Source organism: Micromonospora cremea (genome assembly GCF_900143515.1).
Classification (GTDB): Bacteria; Actinomycetota; Actinomycetes; order Mycobacteriales; family Micromonosporaceae; genus Micromonospora; species Micromonospora cremea.
Map to the genome: position 1 here is coordinate 1,102,668 of NZ_FSQT01000002.1, position 15,720 is coordinate 1,118,387.

The window sequence follows — 15,720 nt, forward strand, 5'->3', positions numbered from 1 at the left end:
GGGGACGTGGCCCGGAGTGTGTATCTGACGAGTGTGGGATCGGGCGGGGGTAAGTCGACCGTCGCCCTCGGGCTGGCCGAGTTGCTGTCCCGCCAGGTCGGGCGGATCGGCGTGTTCCGGCCACTGGTCGCCGACACCGGCCCGGACCCGATCCTCGCCCTGCTCAGCGAGCGTTACCGGATCGAGCAGCCGCTCGCCGAGCTGGCCGGGATGAGCTATGCCGAAGCCACCGCACTTGTCGCCGACGGTCGGCGGGAGGAGCTGATCTCCGCCGTCGTCGAGCGCTACCGGGCGGTGGAGCGGCAGTGCCCGGCGGTGGTCGTGGTGGGCAGCGACTTCGACGACCCGGGCGACCCGGCCCGCCCCCGGGAGCTGGCCTTCAACGCCCGGCTGGCCACCGAGTTCGGCAGCGTGGTGGTGCCGGTGGTGGACGGCTTCGGGCAGGAGCCGGCGGCCGTCGCGGCCGCCGTGCGGGGGGCGTACCACGATCTGGCCGACCTGGGCGCAACCGTGCTCGCGGTGATCGCCAACCGGGTGCCCGGGCCGATGACCCTGCCCGACCTGCCGGTGCCGGCGTACGCCATCCCGGAGGTGCCCAGCGTGTCGGCGCCAACGGTGGCCGAGGTGGCGGCGGCGCTCGGCGCCACCCTGCTCGCCGGGGACGACGCGGCGCTCGGGCGGGACGTGCTGGACTTCGTGGTCGGCGCCGCACACGTGCCCACGCTGCTGGACCACCTCACCGATGGCGCCCTGGTGATCACCCCCGGGGACCGCGCCGACCTGCTCGTCGCCGCCAGCGCCGCGCACGTGGCCGGGCAGGTGTCGGTGGCCGGGCTGGTGCTGACCCTCGGCGAGCAGCCCGACCCGCGGGTGATGCGGCTGGTGGAGGGGATGAACACCGGGTTGGCGGTGCTCTCCGTACGCAGTGACAGCTACGACACGGTGGCCGCGTCCAGCCGGATCGAGGGCCGGCCCAGCGCCGCCAATCCGCGCAAGGTGGAGGCCGCGCTCGGCGCGTTCGAGCGCTGCGTGGACACCGACGACCTTGCCCGCCGGCTGCGCGTCAGCCGGTCGACCCGGGTCACCCCCCTGATGTTCGAGAACGAGCTGATCGACCGGGCCCGGTCGCAACGCCGGCACCTGGTGCTGCCGGAGGGCGCCGACGAGCGGATCCTGCGCGCGGCGGAGATCCTGCTCCGTCGGGGGGTGGTCGAGCTGACCCTGCTCGGCCGGCCGGACGACATCGCCCGGCGTACCCGTGAGCTGGGCATCGACCTCGGCGACGCGCACCTGGTCGACCCGGTCACCAGCGCGTGGCGGGACGACTTCGCGGCCGAGTACGCCCAACTGCGCGCCCACCGGGGCGTCACCGCCGAGTTGGCGCACGACATCGTCGCCCAACCCAACTACTTCGGCACCCTGATGGTGTCCACCGGGCGGGCCGACGGCATGGTGTCCGGCGCGACGCAAACCACCGCCGCCACCATCCGACCGGCGTTCGAGATCATCCGAACCCTGCCGGAGGTCTCGGTGGCCTCCAGCGTCTTCTTCATGCTGCTCGCCGACCGGGTGCTGGTCTACGGCGACTGCGCGGTCAACCGCGACCCGGACGCCGCCCAGCTCGCCGACATCGCGATCTCGTCCGCCGACACCGCCGCCCGGTTCGGCATCGAGCCCCGGGTGGCGATGCTGTCGTACTCCACCGGCAGCTCCGGGGCCGGCGCGGACGTGGAGAAGGTCGCCGCGGCCACCGCGCTGGTCCGGGAGCGCCGGCCAGACCTGCTGGTCGAGGGTCCGATCCAGTACGACGCGGCGATCGACCCGGCGGTGGCGGCGACCAAGCTGCCGGGCAGCCCGGTCGCCGGCCGGGCCACGGTCTTCATCTTTCCGGACCTGAACACGGGCAACAACACGTACAAGGCGGTGCAGCGCTCCGCCGGGGCGGTCGCCGTCGGCCCGGTGATGCAGGGCCTGCGCCGGCCGGTGAACGACCTGTCCCGGGGCGCAACCGTGCCGGACATCGTCAACACGGTGGCGATCACCGCCATCCAGGCGGCCACCGAGGAGGCCTCGTGAGTCGGGTGCTGGTGCTCAACTGCGGGTCGTCATCGGTCAAGTGGCGCCGCTACGACGGTGAACGGGTGCTCGACCAGGGCACCGTCGAGCGGGTCGGTGAACCCGGTGGCGGGCCGGCGGACCACACCACCGCCGTCCGGCAGATCCTGGCCGGGCAGGACCTGAGCGGGCTGGCGGCGGTCGGGCACCGGGTGGTGCACGGCGGCCGGACGTTCACCACGCCGGTCCTGGTCGACGACGCGGTGCTGGCCGCGATCCGGGACCTGGTCCCGCTCGCCCCGCTGCACAACCCGGCCAACCTGGCCGGCATCGAGGTGGCCCGGGAGATGCTGCCGAACGTTCCGCAGGTCGCCGTCTTCGACACCGCGTTCCACCACACCCTGCCGGAGGCCGCCACCACCTACGCGATCGACCGGGACACCGCCGAGCGGTACGCGATCCGCCGGTACGGCTTCCACGGCACCTCACACGCGTACGTCTCCCGGCGCACCGCCGAACTGCTGGGCCGCCCGTACGAGCAGCTCAGAACCATCACCCTGCACCTCGGCAACGGGGCCAGCGCCTGCGCGGTGGCGGACGGCCGCAGCGTCGCCACCTCGATGGGCATGTCCCCGCTGGAGGGGCTGGTGATGGGGACCCGCAGCGGCGACCTGGACCCGGCCGTGATCTTCCACCTGCGCCGGGAGGGTGGGCTGTCGGTGGACGAGATCGACGACCTGCTGAACCACCGCAGCGGCCTGCTCGGGCTGACCGGCGTCAACGACATGCGCGAGGTGCTCCAGCGCCGGGCGGCCGGGGACCAGGCCGCGGAGCTGGCCTTCGACGTGTACTGCCGGCGGATCACCGGCTATGTGGGCGCGTACTACGCGTTGCTCGGCCGGGTCGACGCGATCGCCTTCACCGCCGGGGTGGGCGAGCACGCGGCGCCGGTCCGGGCCGCCGCGCTGGCCGGACTGGACCGGCTCGGCATCGCCGTGGACCCGGACCGCAACGCGGGGAAGGGTGACCGGGTGATCTCGCCCGAGGACGCCGAGGTGACCGTCTGCGTCATTCGCACCGACGAGGAACGGGAGATCGCCCGGCAGGCCCGGGCCGTGGTCGGAGCCGGCTGACGCCATCCCGGCGGCCCGTCACAGAGGCCGCCGCTCGGCGCCGGTCAGCGCCCGGGCCACACCGGCCGGCTCCGGCTCAGCGCAGCGCGAGCCAGGCGACGATGGCCACCAGCAGCACGACGACCACCGCCGCACCGATGATCAGCGGCAGGCGCGACGGGGACTCCGCCGGCGCGGTGGCCTCCGGCGTCTGGGTGAACGCGCGGAACGCCTCGGTGTTGCCGCTGGGGTCGGTGTAGTTCTCAGGCATGCCGGTGACCCTAGCGAAACCGGTCGCGGCGCACCGCCCCCGCCCATCCCGCCCGGCGTGTCGACCCGGCCGGCGGAGCTGACCCGACCCGGCCGGTGGGTGCAGCCGGGCCGGACGGCGGGGTCGCTGCCCACACCCGGGCACCTACCGTGGAACGATGGGGGCGGGTCGGCTGATCGCCGTACTGGTGACAGCGCTGCTGGCCGGCTGCGCGCCGGCCACCGCCGTGGCGGACGGGTCCACCGCCGCCCCGGACGGGCCGCCGTCGGCGCGCCGGGCGCCCGAGGGGTCGTACGTCGTCGGCGTGCGTACGCTCACCCTCGATCCCCGCTCGGCGCGCCCCCTGCCGGTGACCATCTGGTACCCGGCATCGCCCGGCGGGGTGGCCGCCGGGCGGTTTCCGGTGGTCATCTACAGCCACGGCCTGGACAGCCTGCCCGGGCTGCACGCCGAGCTGACCACCCGCTGGGCGGCGGCCGGTTTCGTGGTGGCCGCTCCGGCGTTCCCGCACACCCGGCGCGGTGCCGCCCGGTTCACCCGGGCCGACGTCCGCAACCAGCCGGCCGACTGCTGGCGGCTCATTCGGCACCTGAGCGGCCTCGACACCGACCCCGGTGACCCGCTCGCCGGCCATCTGGACCTGGCGTCGATCGCCGCCGCCGGCCACTCGGCCGGCGGCTTCACCACGGCCGGCATGTTCACCGAGGGGCACCCGGCCCGGCTGCGCGCCGGGATCGTGATCGCCGGGGGCGGCCTGCCCGGCAGTTTCGCCGGACCGGTCGCGCCCCTGCTCTTCGTGCACGGCACGGCCGACCCGGTGGTGCCGGTCGCGGTCGGCCGGGCCGCGTACGGGCGCACCCGCGGGCCGGCCGCCTTTCTCAGCCTGCTCGGCCAGGACCACGGCGCGTACCTCACCCCGGGCAGTCCGGGGTTCGCCCCGGTCCTCGCCAGCACCACCGACTTCCTTCGCTGGACCCTCTACGACAACAGCGCGGCCGGCGCCCGCCTCCCCGCCGACGCCCGCGCCCCCACCCTGACCCACTACGAGTCCCGCCCGGCCCGCTGACGCCCCTGCCAGGCACGCAGAAGACTGAGCGCTGGGTCACCGCCCGGCCACGCCACGTCAAACCCGGCCAGGCGGGTCAGCAGGGCAAGGCACAATTGGATTCATGTCCCGTCGCGTCACCCCCGCGCTGCTGGCCAGCGCCCTGCTCACGGCCGGCCTGGTCGGCTGCTCCGCGGACGCCCGGAAGGCCGAGAGCGGGCAGGCGCCGGTCGCGCCCTCCTCCGTCGCCTCGGCGACCCCGCGGGTACCCGCCGGGAGCGCGCCACAGCGAGCCTTCGCCGTCGGCGTACGCCAGCTCAAGCTGAACCGGGACGGCCGGGCGCTGCCGGTGACGCTCTGGTACCCGGCGACCGGGGATGCCGGCGGCGCGGCCAAGCGGTCGGCGGCGGCCGCGGAGGGCCGGTTCCCCGTGGTGATGTTCAGTCACGGCCTGGGCGGGCGGCCCGACGACTACGCCACGCTGCTGACCCGGTGGGCGGCGGCGGGCTTCGTGGTGGCCGCGCCGGCCTTCCCGCACACCGCCCGGGGCGGCGACGGCAACGTCCTCGACGTGCTCAACCAGCCGGCCGACGTCTCCTACGCGCTGACACAGGTGCTGGCGCTCGACGGCACGGCCGGCGACCCGTTGCGCGGCCGGCTGGACGCCGACCGGGTGGCTGCCGCCGGGCACTCGGCCGGCGGGGTGACCACCATCGGTCTCTTCACCGCCAGCCGGGACGAACGGCTGGACGCCGGCGTGGTGTTCGCCGGCACGGCGCTCGGCGTGGGTACGGCGTTCGCCGGCGCGGCCGCGCCCCAGCTGTTCGTGCACGGCGAGCTGGACGAGGTGGTCGACTACGCGGCGGGCCGGGCCGCGTACGACAAGGTGCCGTGGCCGAAGGCGATGCTGAGCCTGCCGAAGGGCGACCACGGGCGGGCCCTGCTCAACGACGGCGCGGCGCTGCGGGTGGTCTCGGACACCTCCGTCGAGTTCCTCCGCTGGACGCTCTACGGCGACCCGGCGGCCAAGGGCCGCATCTCCACCGACGCCACCCGCGGCGACATCGCCACCTTCGACGATCACCTCTGACCGTCCGAGCCGCAGGGGGCGCCCGGTGTCAGGCGGTGTGGTCGACGACGACCTTGCCGAAGGCGTGACCGGAGTGCAACCGGGCGAAGGCGTCCCCGACCCGGCTGAACGGGACCACGCTGTCCACCACCGGGCGCACGCCGCTGTCGGCGCAGAACGCCAGCAGCTCGTACAGCTCGCCGGGCGTGCCCATCGAGGTGCCCAGGATCTCCAGCTGCATGGCGAAGACCCGGCGGAGGTTGACCGACGGCTCGTGACCGGCGGTGGCGCCGGACACCACGATCCGGGCCATCGGCGCGGCCGACTTCATCGAGTGGTCGAAGGTTGCCGCGCCGACCGTCTCGATCACCACGTCGACCCGTTCCGGCAGCCGGGCACCGGGTTCCACGGCGGTGGCGCCGAGCGCGGTGATCCGATCCCGTTTGGTGGCGTCGCGGCTGGTCGCGTACACCCGCTTGCCCATCGCGACGGCGAGCGCGACGGCCGCGGTGGCCACGCCGCCGCCCGCGCCCTGCACCAGCACGCTGTCGGCGTCCTCGACGCGGCCCTTGGTGGTCAGCATCCGCCACGCGGTCAGCCAGGCCGTGGGCAGGCAGGCCGCGTCGGTCGCCGGCATCCCGTCGGGCAGCGGGACCAGGTTCGACCGGGGTACGGCGACCCGCTCGGCGAGGGTCCCGGGGAAGTGCTCGGAGAGGATGGAGACCCCGCGCGGGTCACCCTGGGTGACCACCACCGGGTAGACGACCACCTCGTTGCCCTCCGGGTCCACACCGACCGCGTCGCAGCCGAGGATCATCGGCAGCTGAGCCTCGGTGAGCCCCACCCCGCGCAGTGACCAGAGGTCGTGGTGGTTGAGCGAGGTGGCCCGCACCTGCACGGTCACCCAGTCGTCGGCCGGGTGGGTCGGCTCGGGCCGCTCACCGACAGTCAGGGCGGCGAGCGGATCGGCGTCGTCGAAGCGGGAGGCGAAGGCAGCACGCATGATCGGCACGGTAACAAGCTGAGCGCTGGTTAAGAAGGGGCCTCCCCCGGCACGGGATGTCAGGAAGGGCCTGTTCCTATGCAGCAGGCGTCAACAAGGTGCCCTTCCTTACCGGCGGGCGACACCGTCGCGGCGGGCGGCTTCGGCGACGGCCGCGGCGACGGCCGGCGCGACGCGCGGGTCCAGCGGCGACGGGACGATCGCCTCGGCGGTCAGCGACTCGGCCACCACCGCGGCGATGGCGTCCGCGGCGGCGACCTTCATTCCCTCGGTGATCCGGGTGGCCCGCGCGTCCAGCGCGCCCCGGAACACACCGGGGAAGGCGAGCACGTTGTTGATCTGATTGGGGTAGTCGCTGCGCCCGGTGGCGACCACCGCGACGTGCCGGGCGGCCACCTCGGGGTGCACCTCCGGGGTCGGGTTGGCCAGCGCGAACACGATTCCGCCGGGCGCCATGCCGGCGACCGCGGCCTCCGGGATCTGCCCGCCGGACACGCCGATCAGCACGTCCGCGCCGCGCAGCGCTTCGGTGATGTCGCCGCGGCGGCCGTCGGCGTTGGTGGTCGCGGCCAGCTCGGCCTTGGTGCCGGTCAGCTCGGTGCGGTGCCGGCCGATGATCCCCTTGGAGTCGCAGACCACCACCTGATCAGGGTTGACGCCCCCGGCGACCAGCATCTTCGTCACGGCCACGCCGGCCGCGCCGGCGCCGCTCACCGCGACCCGCAGGTCACCGAGCTTGCGGTTGAGCAGGGTGGCCGCGTTGCGCAGCGCGGCGAGCACCACGATCGCGGTGCCGTGCTGGTCGTCGTGGAAGACCGGGATGTCCAGCGCCTCGTCGAGCCGGCGCTCCACCTCGAAGCAGCGCGGCGCGCTGATGTCCTCCAGGTTGATTCCGCCGAACGAGGGGGCCAGCGCCCGCACCACCGCGACGATCTCGTCCACGTCCTGGGTGTCCAGACAGACCGGCACCGCGTCGACCCCGGCGAACTGCTTGAACAGCACCGCCTTGCCCTCCATCACCGGCAGCGCGGCACGCGGGCCGATGTTGCCGAGCCCGAGCACCGCCGACCCGTCGGTGACCACCGCGACGGTGTGCGACACCCAGGTGTAGTCGTCGACCAGGCCGGGGTCGGCGGCGATCGCCTCGCACACCCGGGCCACCCCCGGGGTGTACGCGAGGGAGAGGTCCTCCCGGCTGGTGAGCGGCACCGTCGAGGTGACGGCCATCTTGCCGCCCCGGTGCAGCTGGAAGACGGGATCAGCGGGGTCCACGGTGGACGAAGACATGGTGGTGACTCCAGGATCTGTCGAGCAGACGGGGCGGCCGGCCCGGCCGCGAGGTGGGCGGCGAGCGGTGGCACGCGGTGCGGGGGGTCACCCGGGCACTTTCCGAGCATAGTGTCGACACTGCCACTCGGATGTGAGCAGGGTCATAACAGTCGACGCGGGACCCGCCCGGGGCGCGGCCAGTAGCGGGCCACCACGCGTCCCCGCACGTCGGCCACCCCGTACGCGCGGGAGTCGTCGGTGACCAGGTCGTTGTCCCCGCGTAGCCACCAGCCGCCGTCCTGCGGTCGGACCGCCCGCTTCACCACCAGCAGCTCGGGACGGGTCCGGAAGACCGCGACCACCACGTCACCGGGGCGGATCGGGCGACCCCGGGGGCGCACCAGCACCGCGTCGCCGTGCCGCAGCGTCGGCGCCATGGACGGGCCGGTCACCAGGACAGCGGTCAGCGGCCTCCGCAGCCGGGGCGCCTCCGCCGGGTGATCGGGCCGCACTGGTTTCACCTCCATCCGCTTCGGGGAGCATTCCCAGGAGTAATGTCGCCTTTGATCATCGCAAACTTCCCATGGAGGATCCCGATGCGACTTCCGCGCATCCTTGCGCCCCGCGTCACCGCGAGCGCTCACTGCGACCTGCCGTGCGGCGTCTACGACCCGGCTCAGGCCCGGATCGAGGCCGAGTCGGTCAAAATGATCTGCGAGAAGTACCAGGCGAACACGGACCCGGAGTTCCGCACCCGGGCGATCATCATCAAGGAGCAGCGCGCCGAGCTGGTCAAGCACCACCTGTGGGTGCTCTGGACCGACTACTTCAAGGCCACGCACTTCGAGAAGTACCCGCAGCTGCACCAGCTGTTCAACGAGGCCACCAAGCTCGCCGGCTCCGGTGGGGTCAAGGGCAGCCTCGACCCGGCCACCGCCGACAAGCTGCTGCAGAAGATCGACGACATCTCGAAGATCTTCTGGGAGACCAAGAAGGCGTGACCTCACCCGTCACTCCGACGATCCGGCCGGCACGTCCCCAGGATGTGCCGGCCGTCGTCGCCATGGTCCACGAGCTGGCGGAGTACGAACGCGCTCCCGACCAGTGCCACCTCACCACCGAGCAGTTGACCTCCGCCCTGTTCGGGGCCGCGCCGGCGCTCTTCGGCCACGTCGCGGTCGACGAGCACGACCAGCCGATCGGCTTCGCGCTGTGGTTCCTCAACTTCTCCACCTGGGCCGGGCTGCACGGCATCTACCTGGAGGACCTCTACGTCCGACCGGCCGCCCGGGGCACCGGCGCGGGTCGGCTGCTGCTCGCCACCCTGGCCGACATCTGCGTACGACGCGGATACCGGCGACTGGAGTGGTTGATGATCGACTGGAACCCGGCGGCCGGGTTCTACGCCTCGATCGGCGCGGAGCAGATGAACGAGTGGGTCCCCTACCGGCTCAGCGGCGACGCACTGCACGACCTCGCCAGCCAGGCCACCGCCGCCGGCACGCGTCCGGGCGGCTGACCGGGTAGAGTCCCCGACCGGGGGGATGAGGCGTGACTCAACTGACCGGCCAGCCAGCGACCGACGACGACGTGGTGCACCTCACGGTGCCCGCCGACGGCGGTTACCTCGGCGTGCTCCGTACCGCCACCGCCGGTCTCGCGGCCCGGTTGCAGTTCGCGCTCGACGAGATCGAGGATCTGCGGATCGCGGTCGACGAGGCATGCGCCATGCTGCTCGCGATCGCCACCCGCGACGCCGAGCTGGAGTGCCGGTTCTCGGTCACCGAGGACGCGCTGACCGTCGAGGTGACCGTGCCGACCGTGCGCGGCGCGACGCTCCCCGCCGAGTCGTCCTTCGCCTGGAAGGTGCTCACCGCGCTGACCACGTCGGCGTCCGCCACGGCCGCCGACGGCCGGGCGACGATCTCGCTGCTCACCCGCCGCTCCAGCGGCTACTGACCGACCCGCCGCCTCGGCACGCGCCGAGCGCGGTCACTCGAAACCGAGCGCCCGGGTCGTCGGGGGGCTGACCAACAGCCAGCTGACGCCCAGGCCCAGTGCCATCAGCGGCACGCCGAGCCAGCCCAGCCCGGCCTGGATCATGAACCACCCGATCGGCAGCAGCATCAGCTGGAGCACGATGGCGGGAGCACGCGCACCGGCCTGACGGCGCAGCAGCGCGCGGCCCAGTGCCCAGAGCGCGGCCGCCGCCCCGACGGCGAACGCGGTCACCAGCAGCGCCGACAGCAGATCGCTGGTGGCGGCGGTGAGATCGGCCCAGACCAGCCAGGCGGCGATCAGCCCGACGGCGACGGCCTCCGCCCACAGCAGTCGGACCGCCCAGCGGAGCGTGACGGGAATCGGGGCCGAGTCGATGGTCACGCGCGCCACGATACCCGGGCTACCGGGAGGTACAGTGCCGCCCATGCGGGCCGTCCTGGTGGTCAATCCGAAGGCCACCACCACCAGCGAACGCAGCCGGGACGTGCTTGTCCGGGCGCTGCGCAGCGAAGTCGACCTCAGCGTGCGCTACACCCGCCGGCGTGGGCACGCCATGGCGCTGGCCCGGGAGGCCGCCGCGGAGGGGGTCGACCTCGTCGTCACCCTGGGTGGCGACGGCACCGTCAACGAGGTGGTGAACGGCCTGATGACGGCCGAGCCGCCCGCCGGCGCCGATGGGGCCACGCTGGCGGAGCGGCTGCCCGCGCTGGCGACCGTTCCGGGTGGCTCGACGAACGTGTTCGCCCGGGCGCTGGGCCTGCCCCGGGAGTGGCCGGAGGGGACCAGCATGATCCTCGAAGGCGTGCGGCTGGGTCGGCACCGGACGATCGGGCTGGGTCGCGCGGACGACCGCTACTTCACCTTCTGCGCGGGGTTCGGCCTGGACGCCGCCGTGATCCACCGGGTGGAGCAGGCCCGCCGTCGGGGGCGCGTCTCCACGCCGAGCCTCTACCTGCGCTCGATCATGAACCAGTACTTCCTCGCCTCGGACCGGCGGCACCCGGCGATCACGTTGGAGCGTCCCGGCGAGCCGGCGGAGGGCGAGCTCGCCACCGTCATCATCCAGAACACCGCGCCGTGGACGTACCTGGGCGATCGGGAGATCAACCCGAACCCGGAGGCGTCGTTCGATCTCGGGCTGGACGTGCTGGCGTTGCGTCAGCTCCGGGTTGCCAGTACGACACGGACGGTGACCCAGTTCTTGTCTCGGCGGCCGGATCCACGCGGCCGGCAGGTGTTACGACTCCATGACACAGCGGAGTTCACCCTGCTCTCCAGCCGCCCGCAGGCGTTCCAGCTGGACGGCGACTACCTGGGCGAGCGGGAGAAAGTCAGATTCACATCCGTTCCCGCCGCACTGAGAGTAATCTGCTAGGTCTCGGGTACTGCCCTAGGTCGACGCGGCCGCCACAACTGCATCGACGCGGTCGCCGCCACACCGAGGGGCAGGTGCCGGAAATGTCAGCAATGTCACGCGGACTGTACTATATTGATCCTCGGCAGTGGCACGGCGGGTAACCAGGAAGGCACTGGAACCCGGACAAATGGGTTGTGGGCTTGCTCACCGCCCGGAGTTTTTCCGAGCGTCACCCTTGACATCGCGAGTGTTCGTGAAAGTATTCACAAGCGAACTTGAGTTACCGGGACATTGCCTGGATATGCTCGTCAGGTTGAGCTGTTCCAGCAGGTCCCCAGGGCTAACTGCCTGCTCACGCACTGCCGAATGGACCGACGCGAACTGTCACCATCGGCACTGCGGATGCATATAGGAAAAGCACTACAAGCAATAATTGCCACCCCATCCAGAATGAGGAGTGTTGCCGCCATGGACTGGCGTCACCATGCTGTCTGCCGCGACGAGGACCCGGAGCTGTTCTTCCCTATCGGGACGTCCGGACCGGCTCTCCTGCAGGTCGAGCAGGCCAAGGCCGTCTGCAGGCGCTGCTCCGTGACCGACCAGTGCCTGCAGTGGGCGCTCGAGTCGGGTCAGGACGCCGGCGTCTGGGGCGGAATGAGCGAGGAGGAGCGGCGCGCTGTCAAGCGTCGCGGCGGCCTCCGCGTGCTGCGCGCTCACTCCGCCTGATCCCACGACACAGCTGTACGCCCCGGCGGGTCCGCCCGCCGGGGCGTTCCGCTGTTCTGCGCCGCTGACGCGCCACACCGCACACCTCGGCGCGAGCTCACGCACCTCACCTGCCGAACCGATCGCGACGTCCACCGACCACGGATACCCGCTGCCCCGCACTCTGATCATTCGCGGCCAGCGACCTCGGTCACACCGCCGACGCCGGGACGCACCGACCGGACCGCTCGTCGACCCGCCGCAGCACCAGCTCGACCAGCTCCGGGGCGTCGGTCAACGGGTCGGCCACCGCCACCGCGCCGGCCGCCCGGGCCGCCTCGGCCACCGCGTCGTGAAAGAGACCCGGTGCCAGGAAGTACCCGGCAACCGCCACCCGGCGAGCGCCGGCCGCCCGTAGCCGGGCCACCGCGACACCGGTCGCCGGCGGGGCCGCCGAGGCGTACGACACCCGGCAGGGCACCCCGAACTCCGCGCCGAGCGCGTCCGCCACCAGGCCCACCGAGCCACGCGCCCGCGCGTCCCGGGTGCCCGCCGCGGCCAGCACCAGCGCGTCGAAGCGACCCGTACACGACTCGCCGAGCCGGCGCCGCAGCCCGGCCACCAGATCCCGGTCCACCGTCCCGTCCGCCGGGCCGAGCACGTCGGTCACCCCTACCGCCAGCGGAGGCCCGGTCTGCGCCGCGGCGGCGACGGCCGCCGGGATGTCGACCCGATGGTGGTACGCGGCGGTCAGCAGCAGCGGCACCAGCACCGCGCGGCGGTGGCCGGCCGCCGCCAACCCACGCAGCACCTCGGTCGGCCCCGGCTCGGTGTGGTCCAGCCAGCTCGTCCACACCGGGGTGCCCGGACGGGCTGCCGACACCGCCCGGCCCAGCGCCCGGGTGGCCTCGGCCGCTCGGGGATCACGGCTGCCGTGCGCGACCAGCACCACCGGGTCCGCCCCGCCGGCCGTGCGGAGGCCGGTCGGGGTCGTCAACGGGGAGGTCAGACGTGCAGTCCGCACTCGGTCTTCTCGAACATGGCCCACCGGCCGGCCCGCGCGTCCTCGCCGGCCTTCGTCCGACGGGTGCACGGCCAGCAGCCGATCGAGCCGTAGCCCTGCTTGAACAGCTCGTTGACCGGCACGTTCCAGCGGGCGATGTAGGCGTCCACGTCGCCCTGCGACCAGGCCGCGATCGGGTTGACCTTGACCTTGCCGCGCCGCCCGTCGAAGGTCACCACCGGCGTGTTGGCCCGGGTCGGCGACTCGTCCCGACGCAGGCCGGCGGCCCAGGCGTCGTACCCGGTCAGTGCCCGCTCCAGCGGCTCCACCTTGCGCAGCTGGCAGCAGTCGTCGGGCGACTTGTTGAACAGCCGAGGACCGTACTGGCCGTCCTGCTGACCGACGGTGAGCCGAGGCCGGATCGACCGGACGTTCACCGGGAGCGTCCGTGCCACCTCGTCCCGCACCCGGAGGGTCTCCGGGAAGTGCAGGCCGGTGTCGAGGAAGACCACGTCCACCCCCGGGGCCACCCGGGACACCAGGTGAGCCAGCACGGCGTCGGCCATCGAGCTGGTGACGCAGAACCGGTCGCCGAAGGTCTGTGCCGCCCAACGGGCGATCTCCAGCGCCGGGGCGCCCTCCAGTTCCCGACCCGCCTGCTCGGCCAGCGCCCGCAGCTCGTCGGGGCTGCGTCGGACCGGATCGGCCGGCGTCGGACCGCCCGGACCGACCAGGCCCAGGCCTGCGGCGGAGACGAGGCTCATTGGATCACCGCCCGGGACAGCAGCCCGGTGAACTTCACCGAGAAGACCCGGGTGCAGGCGTGGCACTCCCAGGCGCCGTGCCCCGCCTCGTGCGGCCGCAGATCCTCCTCGCCGCAGTACGGGCAGTACAGGGGTGCCGCTCGGTTCTCACTGCTCATCGCAGGTCCTCCTCGTCGACTCTGATCACCCAGTTGGCGAACGTCTCGCCCTCGCTCCGGCCGGCCAGGTAGCGGCGGGCCAGTCGTTCCACGTACTCCGGAAGCTCCTCGGCGGTGGTCTTCAGGCCGCGCAGCTTGCGCCCGAAGCCGGCGGTCTGCCCCTGCGCCATGCCCAGGCCGCCACCCAGGTGCACCTGGAAGCCCTCGACGTGCCGCCCGTCCGGGCCGACCACCAGCTGGCCCTTGAGCCCGATGTCGGCCACCTGGGTGCGCGCGCAGGCGTTCGGGCAGCCGTTGATGTGGATCGAGATGTCGGCGTCGAAGTCGCGCAGCCGCTGCTCCAGCCGAGCCACCAGCTCCTCGCCGCGGGCCTTCGTCTCGACGATGGCGAGCTTGCAGTACTCGATGCCGGTGCACGCCATGGTGCCGCGCCGCCAGGCCGACGGCCGGGCCTCCAGGCCGATCCCCCGCAGAGCGTCCACCAACGACTCGGTCCGCTCCGACGGCACGTCGAGCACCAGCAGCTTCTGGTACGGGGTGAGCCGCACCCGATCGCTGCCGTGCGCCTCGACCACGTCGGCGAGCTGGGCGAGCTGCCCACCGGAGACCCGCCCGACCACCGGGGCGGCCCCGACGTAGTGCCGCCCGTCAGCCTGCTCGTGCACCCCCACGTGGTCGATCGGCTTCGCCGGCAGGTCCGGCGCCGGGCCGTCGAGCAGCGTCCGGCCGAGATAGTCCTTCTCCAGGACCTCGCGGAAGCGCTCCACGCCCCAGTCGGCCACCAGGAACTTCAGTCGGGCCCGGTTGCGCAGCCGCCGGTAGCCGTAGTCGCGGAAGATCCCGACCACGCCGGCCCACACGTCGGGGACCTCGGCCAGCGGCACCCAGACGCCGAGTCGCTGGGCCAGCATCGGGTTGGTGGAGAGGCCACCACCGACCCAGACGTCGAAGCCGGGGCCGTGCTCCGGGTGGTCGACGCCGAGGAAGGCGATGTCGTTCGACTCGTACGGGGTGTCCACCAGCCAGGAGATCGACGTCTTGAACTTGCGGGGCAGGTTGGAGAACTGCTTGTCACCGATGTACCGGGCGACGATCTCGTCGATCGCCGGCGTCGGGTCGACCAGCTCGTCGCGGGCCACCCCGGCGACCGGGCTGCCCAGCACGATTCGGGGGCAGTCGCCGCACGCCTCGGTGGTCTGCAGGCCGACCGACTCCAGTCGGTGCCAGATCTCCGGCATGTCCTCGACCCGGATCCAGTGGTACTGGATGTTCTGCCGGTCGGTGATGTCAGCGGTGTCCCGGGCGAACTCCCGGGAGATGTCCGCGATGACCCGCAGCTGGGCCAGGCTGAGCTGACCGGCGTCGATGCGGACCCGGAGCATGAAGAACTCGTCCTCCAGCTCGTGCGGCTCCAGCACGGCGGTGCGCCCACCGTCGATGCCCGCCTTGCGCTGGGTGTAGAGGCCCCACCAGCGGAACCGGCCGCGCAGGTCCTGCGGGTCGATGGAGGCGAAGCCGCCGTGCGCGTAGATGGTCTCGATCCGCGCCCGGACGTTGAGCGGGTCGTCGTCCTTCTTGATCCGCTCGTTGGGGTTGAGCGGCTCGCGGTGGCCGAGCGCCCACTGACCCTCACCCCGTGGCCGGCGCGTCGCCGCCCGGGCAGCGCTGGCCGTCGGGTCCTCGGAACGGGCCGGGATGCTGCTGACCGCCATCGCGGCGTCCTCCGTTGTCTGCTGTGCCTCGGGGCGGGCGCGGGGCGCGGCAGCCGGCCCGTCGAGAGCGGGCGGGACAACGGTGTCTGAGACAGCCGGCGCGGAGCGCGCCCGAGACAGATGGGTCGGGCGTCGTCAGTGGGCCGGACAGATCGCGCTGCGCACGCGGCCGTAATCGACGTGGCGACGAGCCACG

18 protein-coding genes are annotated in these 15,720 nt (G+C 72.9%); 9 read left to right on the forward strand and 9 right to left on the reverse strand.

The window, feature by feature from the left end; genetic code table 11:
* Window positions 1-6: 6 nt before the first annotated feature.
* Window positions 7-2,076: a phosphate acetyltransferase gene (pta, locus tag BUS84_RS18390; RefSeq protein ID WP_074314168.1), complete on the forward strand. Its 2,070-nt coding sequence runs from the start codon at window positions 7-9 to the stop codon at window positions 2,074-2,076.
* Window positions 2,073-3,188 carry an acetate/propionate family kinase gene (locus BUS84_RS18395; protein WP_074314170.1) on the forward strand — a complete coding sequence of 372 codons (1,116 nt, stop codon included), beginning with the start codon at window positions 2,073-2,075 and terminating at the stop codon, window positions 3,186-3,188. The genes pta and BUS84_RS18395 overlap by 4 nt, the downstream gene beginning before the upstream one ends.
* A 76-nt stretch (window positions 3,189-3,264) precedes the next feature.
* Here the strand turns inward: BUS84_RS18395 and BUS84_RS38665 are convergent, their stop codons facing one another.
* On the reverse strand, window positions 3,265-3,438 hold the full coding sequence (locus BUS84_RS38665) for a hypothetical protein (RefSeq protein ID WP_167627072.1): 174 nt from the start codon (window positions 3,436-3,438) through the stop codon (window positions 3,265-3,267).
* A gap of 157 nt (window positions 3,439-3,595) precedes the next feature.
* Between BUS84_RS38665 and BUS84_RS18400 the strand changes: the two genes are divergently transcribed.
* The gene (locus tag BUS84_RS18400; RefSeq protein WP_074314172.1) at window positions 3,596-4,504 is read left to right on the forward strand and encodes an alpha/beta hydrolase family protein; all 909 of its coding nucleotides are present in this window, start codon (window positions 3,596-3,598) and stop codon (window positions 4,502-4,504) included.
* Between the two features lie 103 nt (window positions 4,505-4,607).
* Window positions 4,608-5,573 carry an alpha/beta hydrolase family protein gene (locus BUS84_RS18405; protein WP_074314174.1) on the forward strand — a complete coding sequence of 322 codons (966 nt, stop codon included), beginning with the start codon at window positions 4,608-4,610 and terminating at the stop codon, window positions 5,571-5,573.
* Between the two features lie 28 nt (window positions 5,574-5,601).
* Here the strand turns inward: BUS84_RS18405 and BUS84_RS18410 are convergent, their stop codons facing one another.
* From BUS84_RS18410 to BUS84_RS18420, 3 genes are all read right to left on the reverse strand, one after another.
* Window positions 5,602-6,564, reverse strand: a complete 963-nt coding sequence (locus BUS84_RS18410) for a zinc-binding dehydrogenase (RefSeq protein ID WP_074314177.1) — start codon at window positions 6,562-6,564, stop codon at window positions 5,602-5,604.
* A 99-nt stretch (window positions 6,565-6,663) separates the two neighbouring features.
* Window positions 6,664-7,842, reverse strand: coding sequence for an NAD(P)-dependent malic enzyme (locus tag BUS84_RS18415; RefSeq protein ID WP_074314180.1), 1,179 nt, complete (start codon window positions 7,840-7,842; stop codon window positions 6,664-6,666).
* Window positions 7,843-7,985: 143 nt separating this feature from the next.
* Window positions 7,986-8,351, reverse strand: coding sequence for a S24/S26 family peptidase (locus BUS84_RS18420; RefSeq protein ID WP_074314183.1), 366 nt, complete (start codon window positions 8,349-8,351; stop codon window positions 7,986-7,988).
* A 69-nt stretch (window positions 8,352-8,420) separates the two neighbouring features.
* Here BUS84_RS18420 and sodN point away from each other — a divergent pair, with 69 nt between their 5' ends.
* The 3 genes from sodN to BUS84_RS18435 are packed head-to-tail and all read left to right on the forward strand — an operon-like array spanning window position 8,421 to window position 9,783.
* Entirely contained in the window at window positions 8,421-8,825 is a 405-nt protein-coding gene (gene sodN, locus BUS84_RS18425) for a superoxide dismutase, Ni (RefSeq protein ID WP_074314186.1), read from the forward strand.
* Entirely contained in the window at window positions 8,822-9,343 is a 522-nt protein-coding gene (locus BUS84_RS18430) for a GNAT family N-acetyltransferase (protein WP_074314188.1), read from the forward strand. Before sodN ends, BUS84_RS18430 begins: the two co-directional genes overlap by 4 nt.
* Before the next feature lie 32 nt (window positions 9,344-9,375).
* Entirely contained in the window at window positions 9,376-9,783 is a 408-nt protein-coding gene (locus BUS84_RS18435; RefSeq protein WP_074314190.1) for an ATP-binding protein, read from the forward strand.
* Window positions 9,784-9,816: 33 nt separating this feature from the next.
* Here the strand turns inward: BUS84_RS18435 and BUS84_RS18440 are convergent, their stop codons facing one another.
* Window positions 9,817-10,206 (reverse strand): hypothetical protein, encoded by a 390-nt coding sequence (locus BUS84_RS18440; protein WP_074314192.1) that lies wholly within the window; start codon window positions 10,204-10,206, stop codon window positions 9,817-9,819.
* Window positions 10,207-10,249: 43 nt separating this feature from the next.
* Between BUS84_RS18440 and BUS84_RS18445 the strand changes: the two genes are divergently transcribed.
* The gene (locus tag BUS84_RS18445; RefSeq protein ID WP_074314193.1) at window positions 10,250-11,200 is read left to right on the forward strand and encodes a diacylglycerol/lipid kinase family protein; all 951 of its coding nucleotides are present in this window, start codon (window positions 10,250-10,252) and stop codon (window positions 11,198-11,200) included.
* 450 nt (window positions 11,201-11,650) lie between these two features.
* Window positions 11,651-11,908, forward strand: coding sequence for a WhiB family transcriptional regulator (locus tag BUS84_RS18450; protein WP_007072794.1), 258 nt, complete (start codon window positions 11,651-11,653; stop codon window positions 11,906-11,908).
* 190 nt (window positions 11,909-12,098) lie between these two features.
* On the opposite strand, the gene BUS84_RS18455 is transcribed toward BUS84_RS18450, so the two are convergent.
* The 4 genes from BUS84_RS18455 to BUS84_RS18465 are packed head-to-tail and all read right to left on the reverse strand — an operon-like array spanning window position 12,099 to window position 15,524.
* The gene (locus BUS84_RS18455) at window positions 12,099-12,911 is read right to left on the reverse strand and encodes a sirohydrochlorin chelatase (protein WP_084757518.1); all 813 of its coding nucleotides are present in this window, start codon (window positions 12,909-12,911) and stop codon (window positions 12,099-12,101) included.
* On the reverse strand, window positions 12,893-13,654 hold the full coding sequence (locus BUS84_RS18460) for a phosphoadenylyl-sulfate reductase (RefSeq protein WP_074314196.1): 762 nt from the start codon (window positions 13,652-13,654) through the stop codon (window positions 12,893-12,895). The genes BUS84_RS18455 and BUS84_RS18460 overlap by 19 nt, the downstream gene beginning before the upstream one ends.
* The gene (locus BUS84_RS38670; protein ID WP_143728457.1) at window positions 13,651-13,812 is read right to left on the reverse strand and encodes an IS1 family transposase; all 162 of its coding nucleotides are present in this window, start codon (window positions 13,810-13,812) and stop codon (window positions 13,651-13,653) included. Before BUS84_RS38670 ends, BUS84_RS18460 begins: the two co-directional genes overlap by 4 nt.
* Window positions 13,809-15,524: a nitrite/sulfite reductase gene (locus tag BUS84_RS18465; protein WP_074314198.1), complete on the reverse strand. Its 1,716-nt coding sequence runs from the start codon at window positions 15,522-15,524 to the stop codon at window positions 13,809-13,811. Before BUS84_RS18465 ends, BUS84_RS38670 begins: the two co-directional genes overlap by 4 nt.
* Window positions 15,525-15,720: the final 196 nt, after the last annotated feature.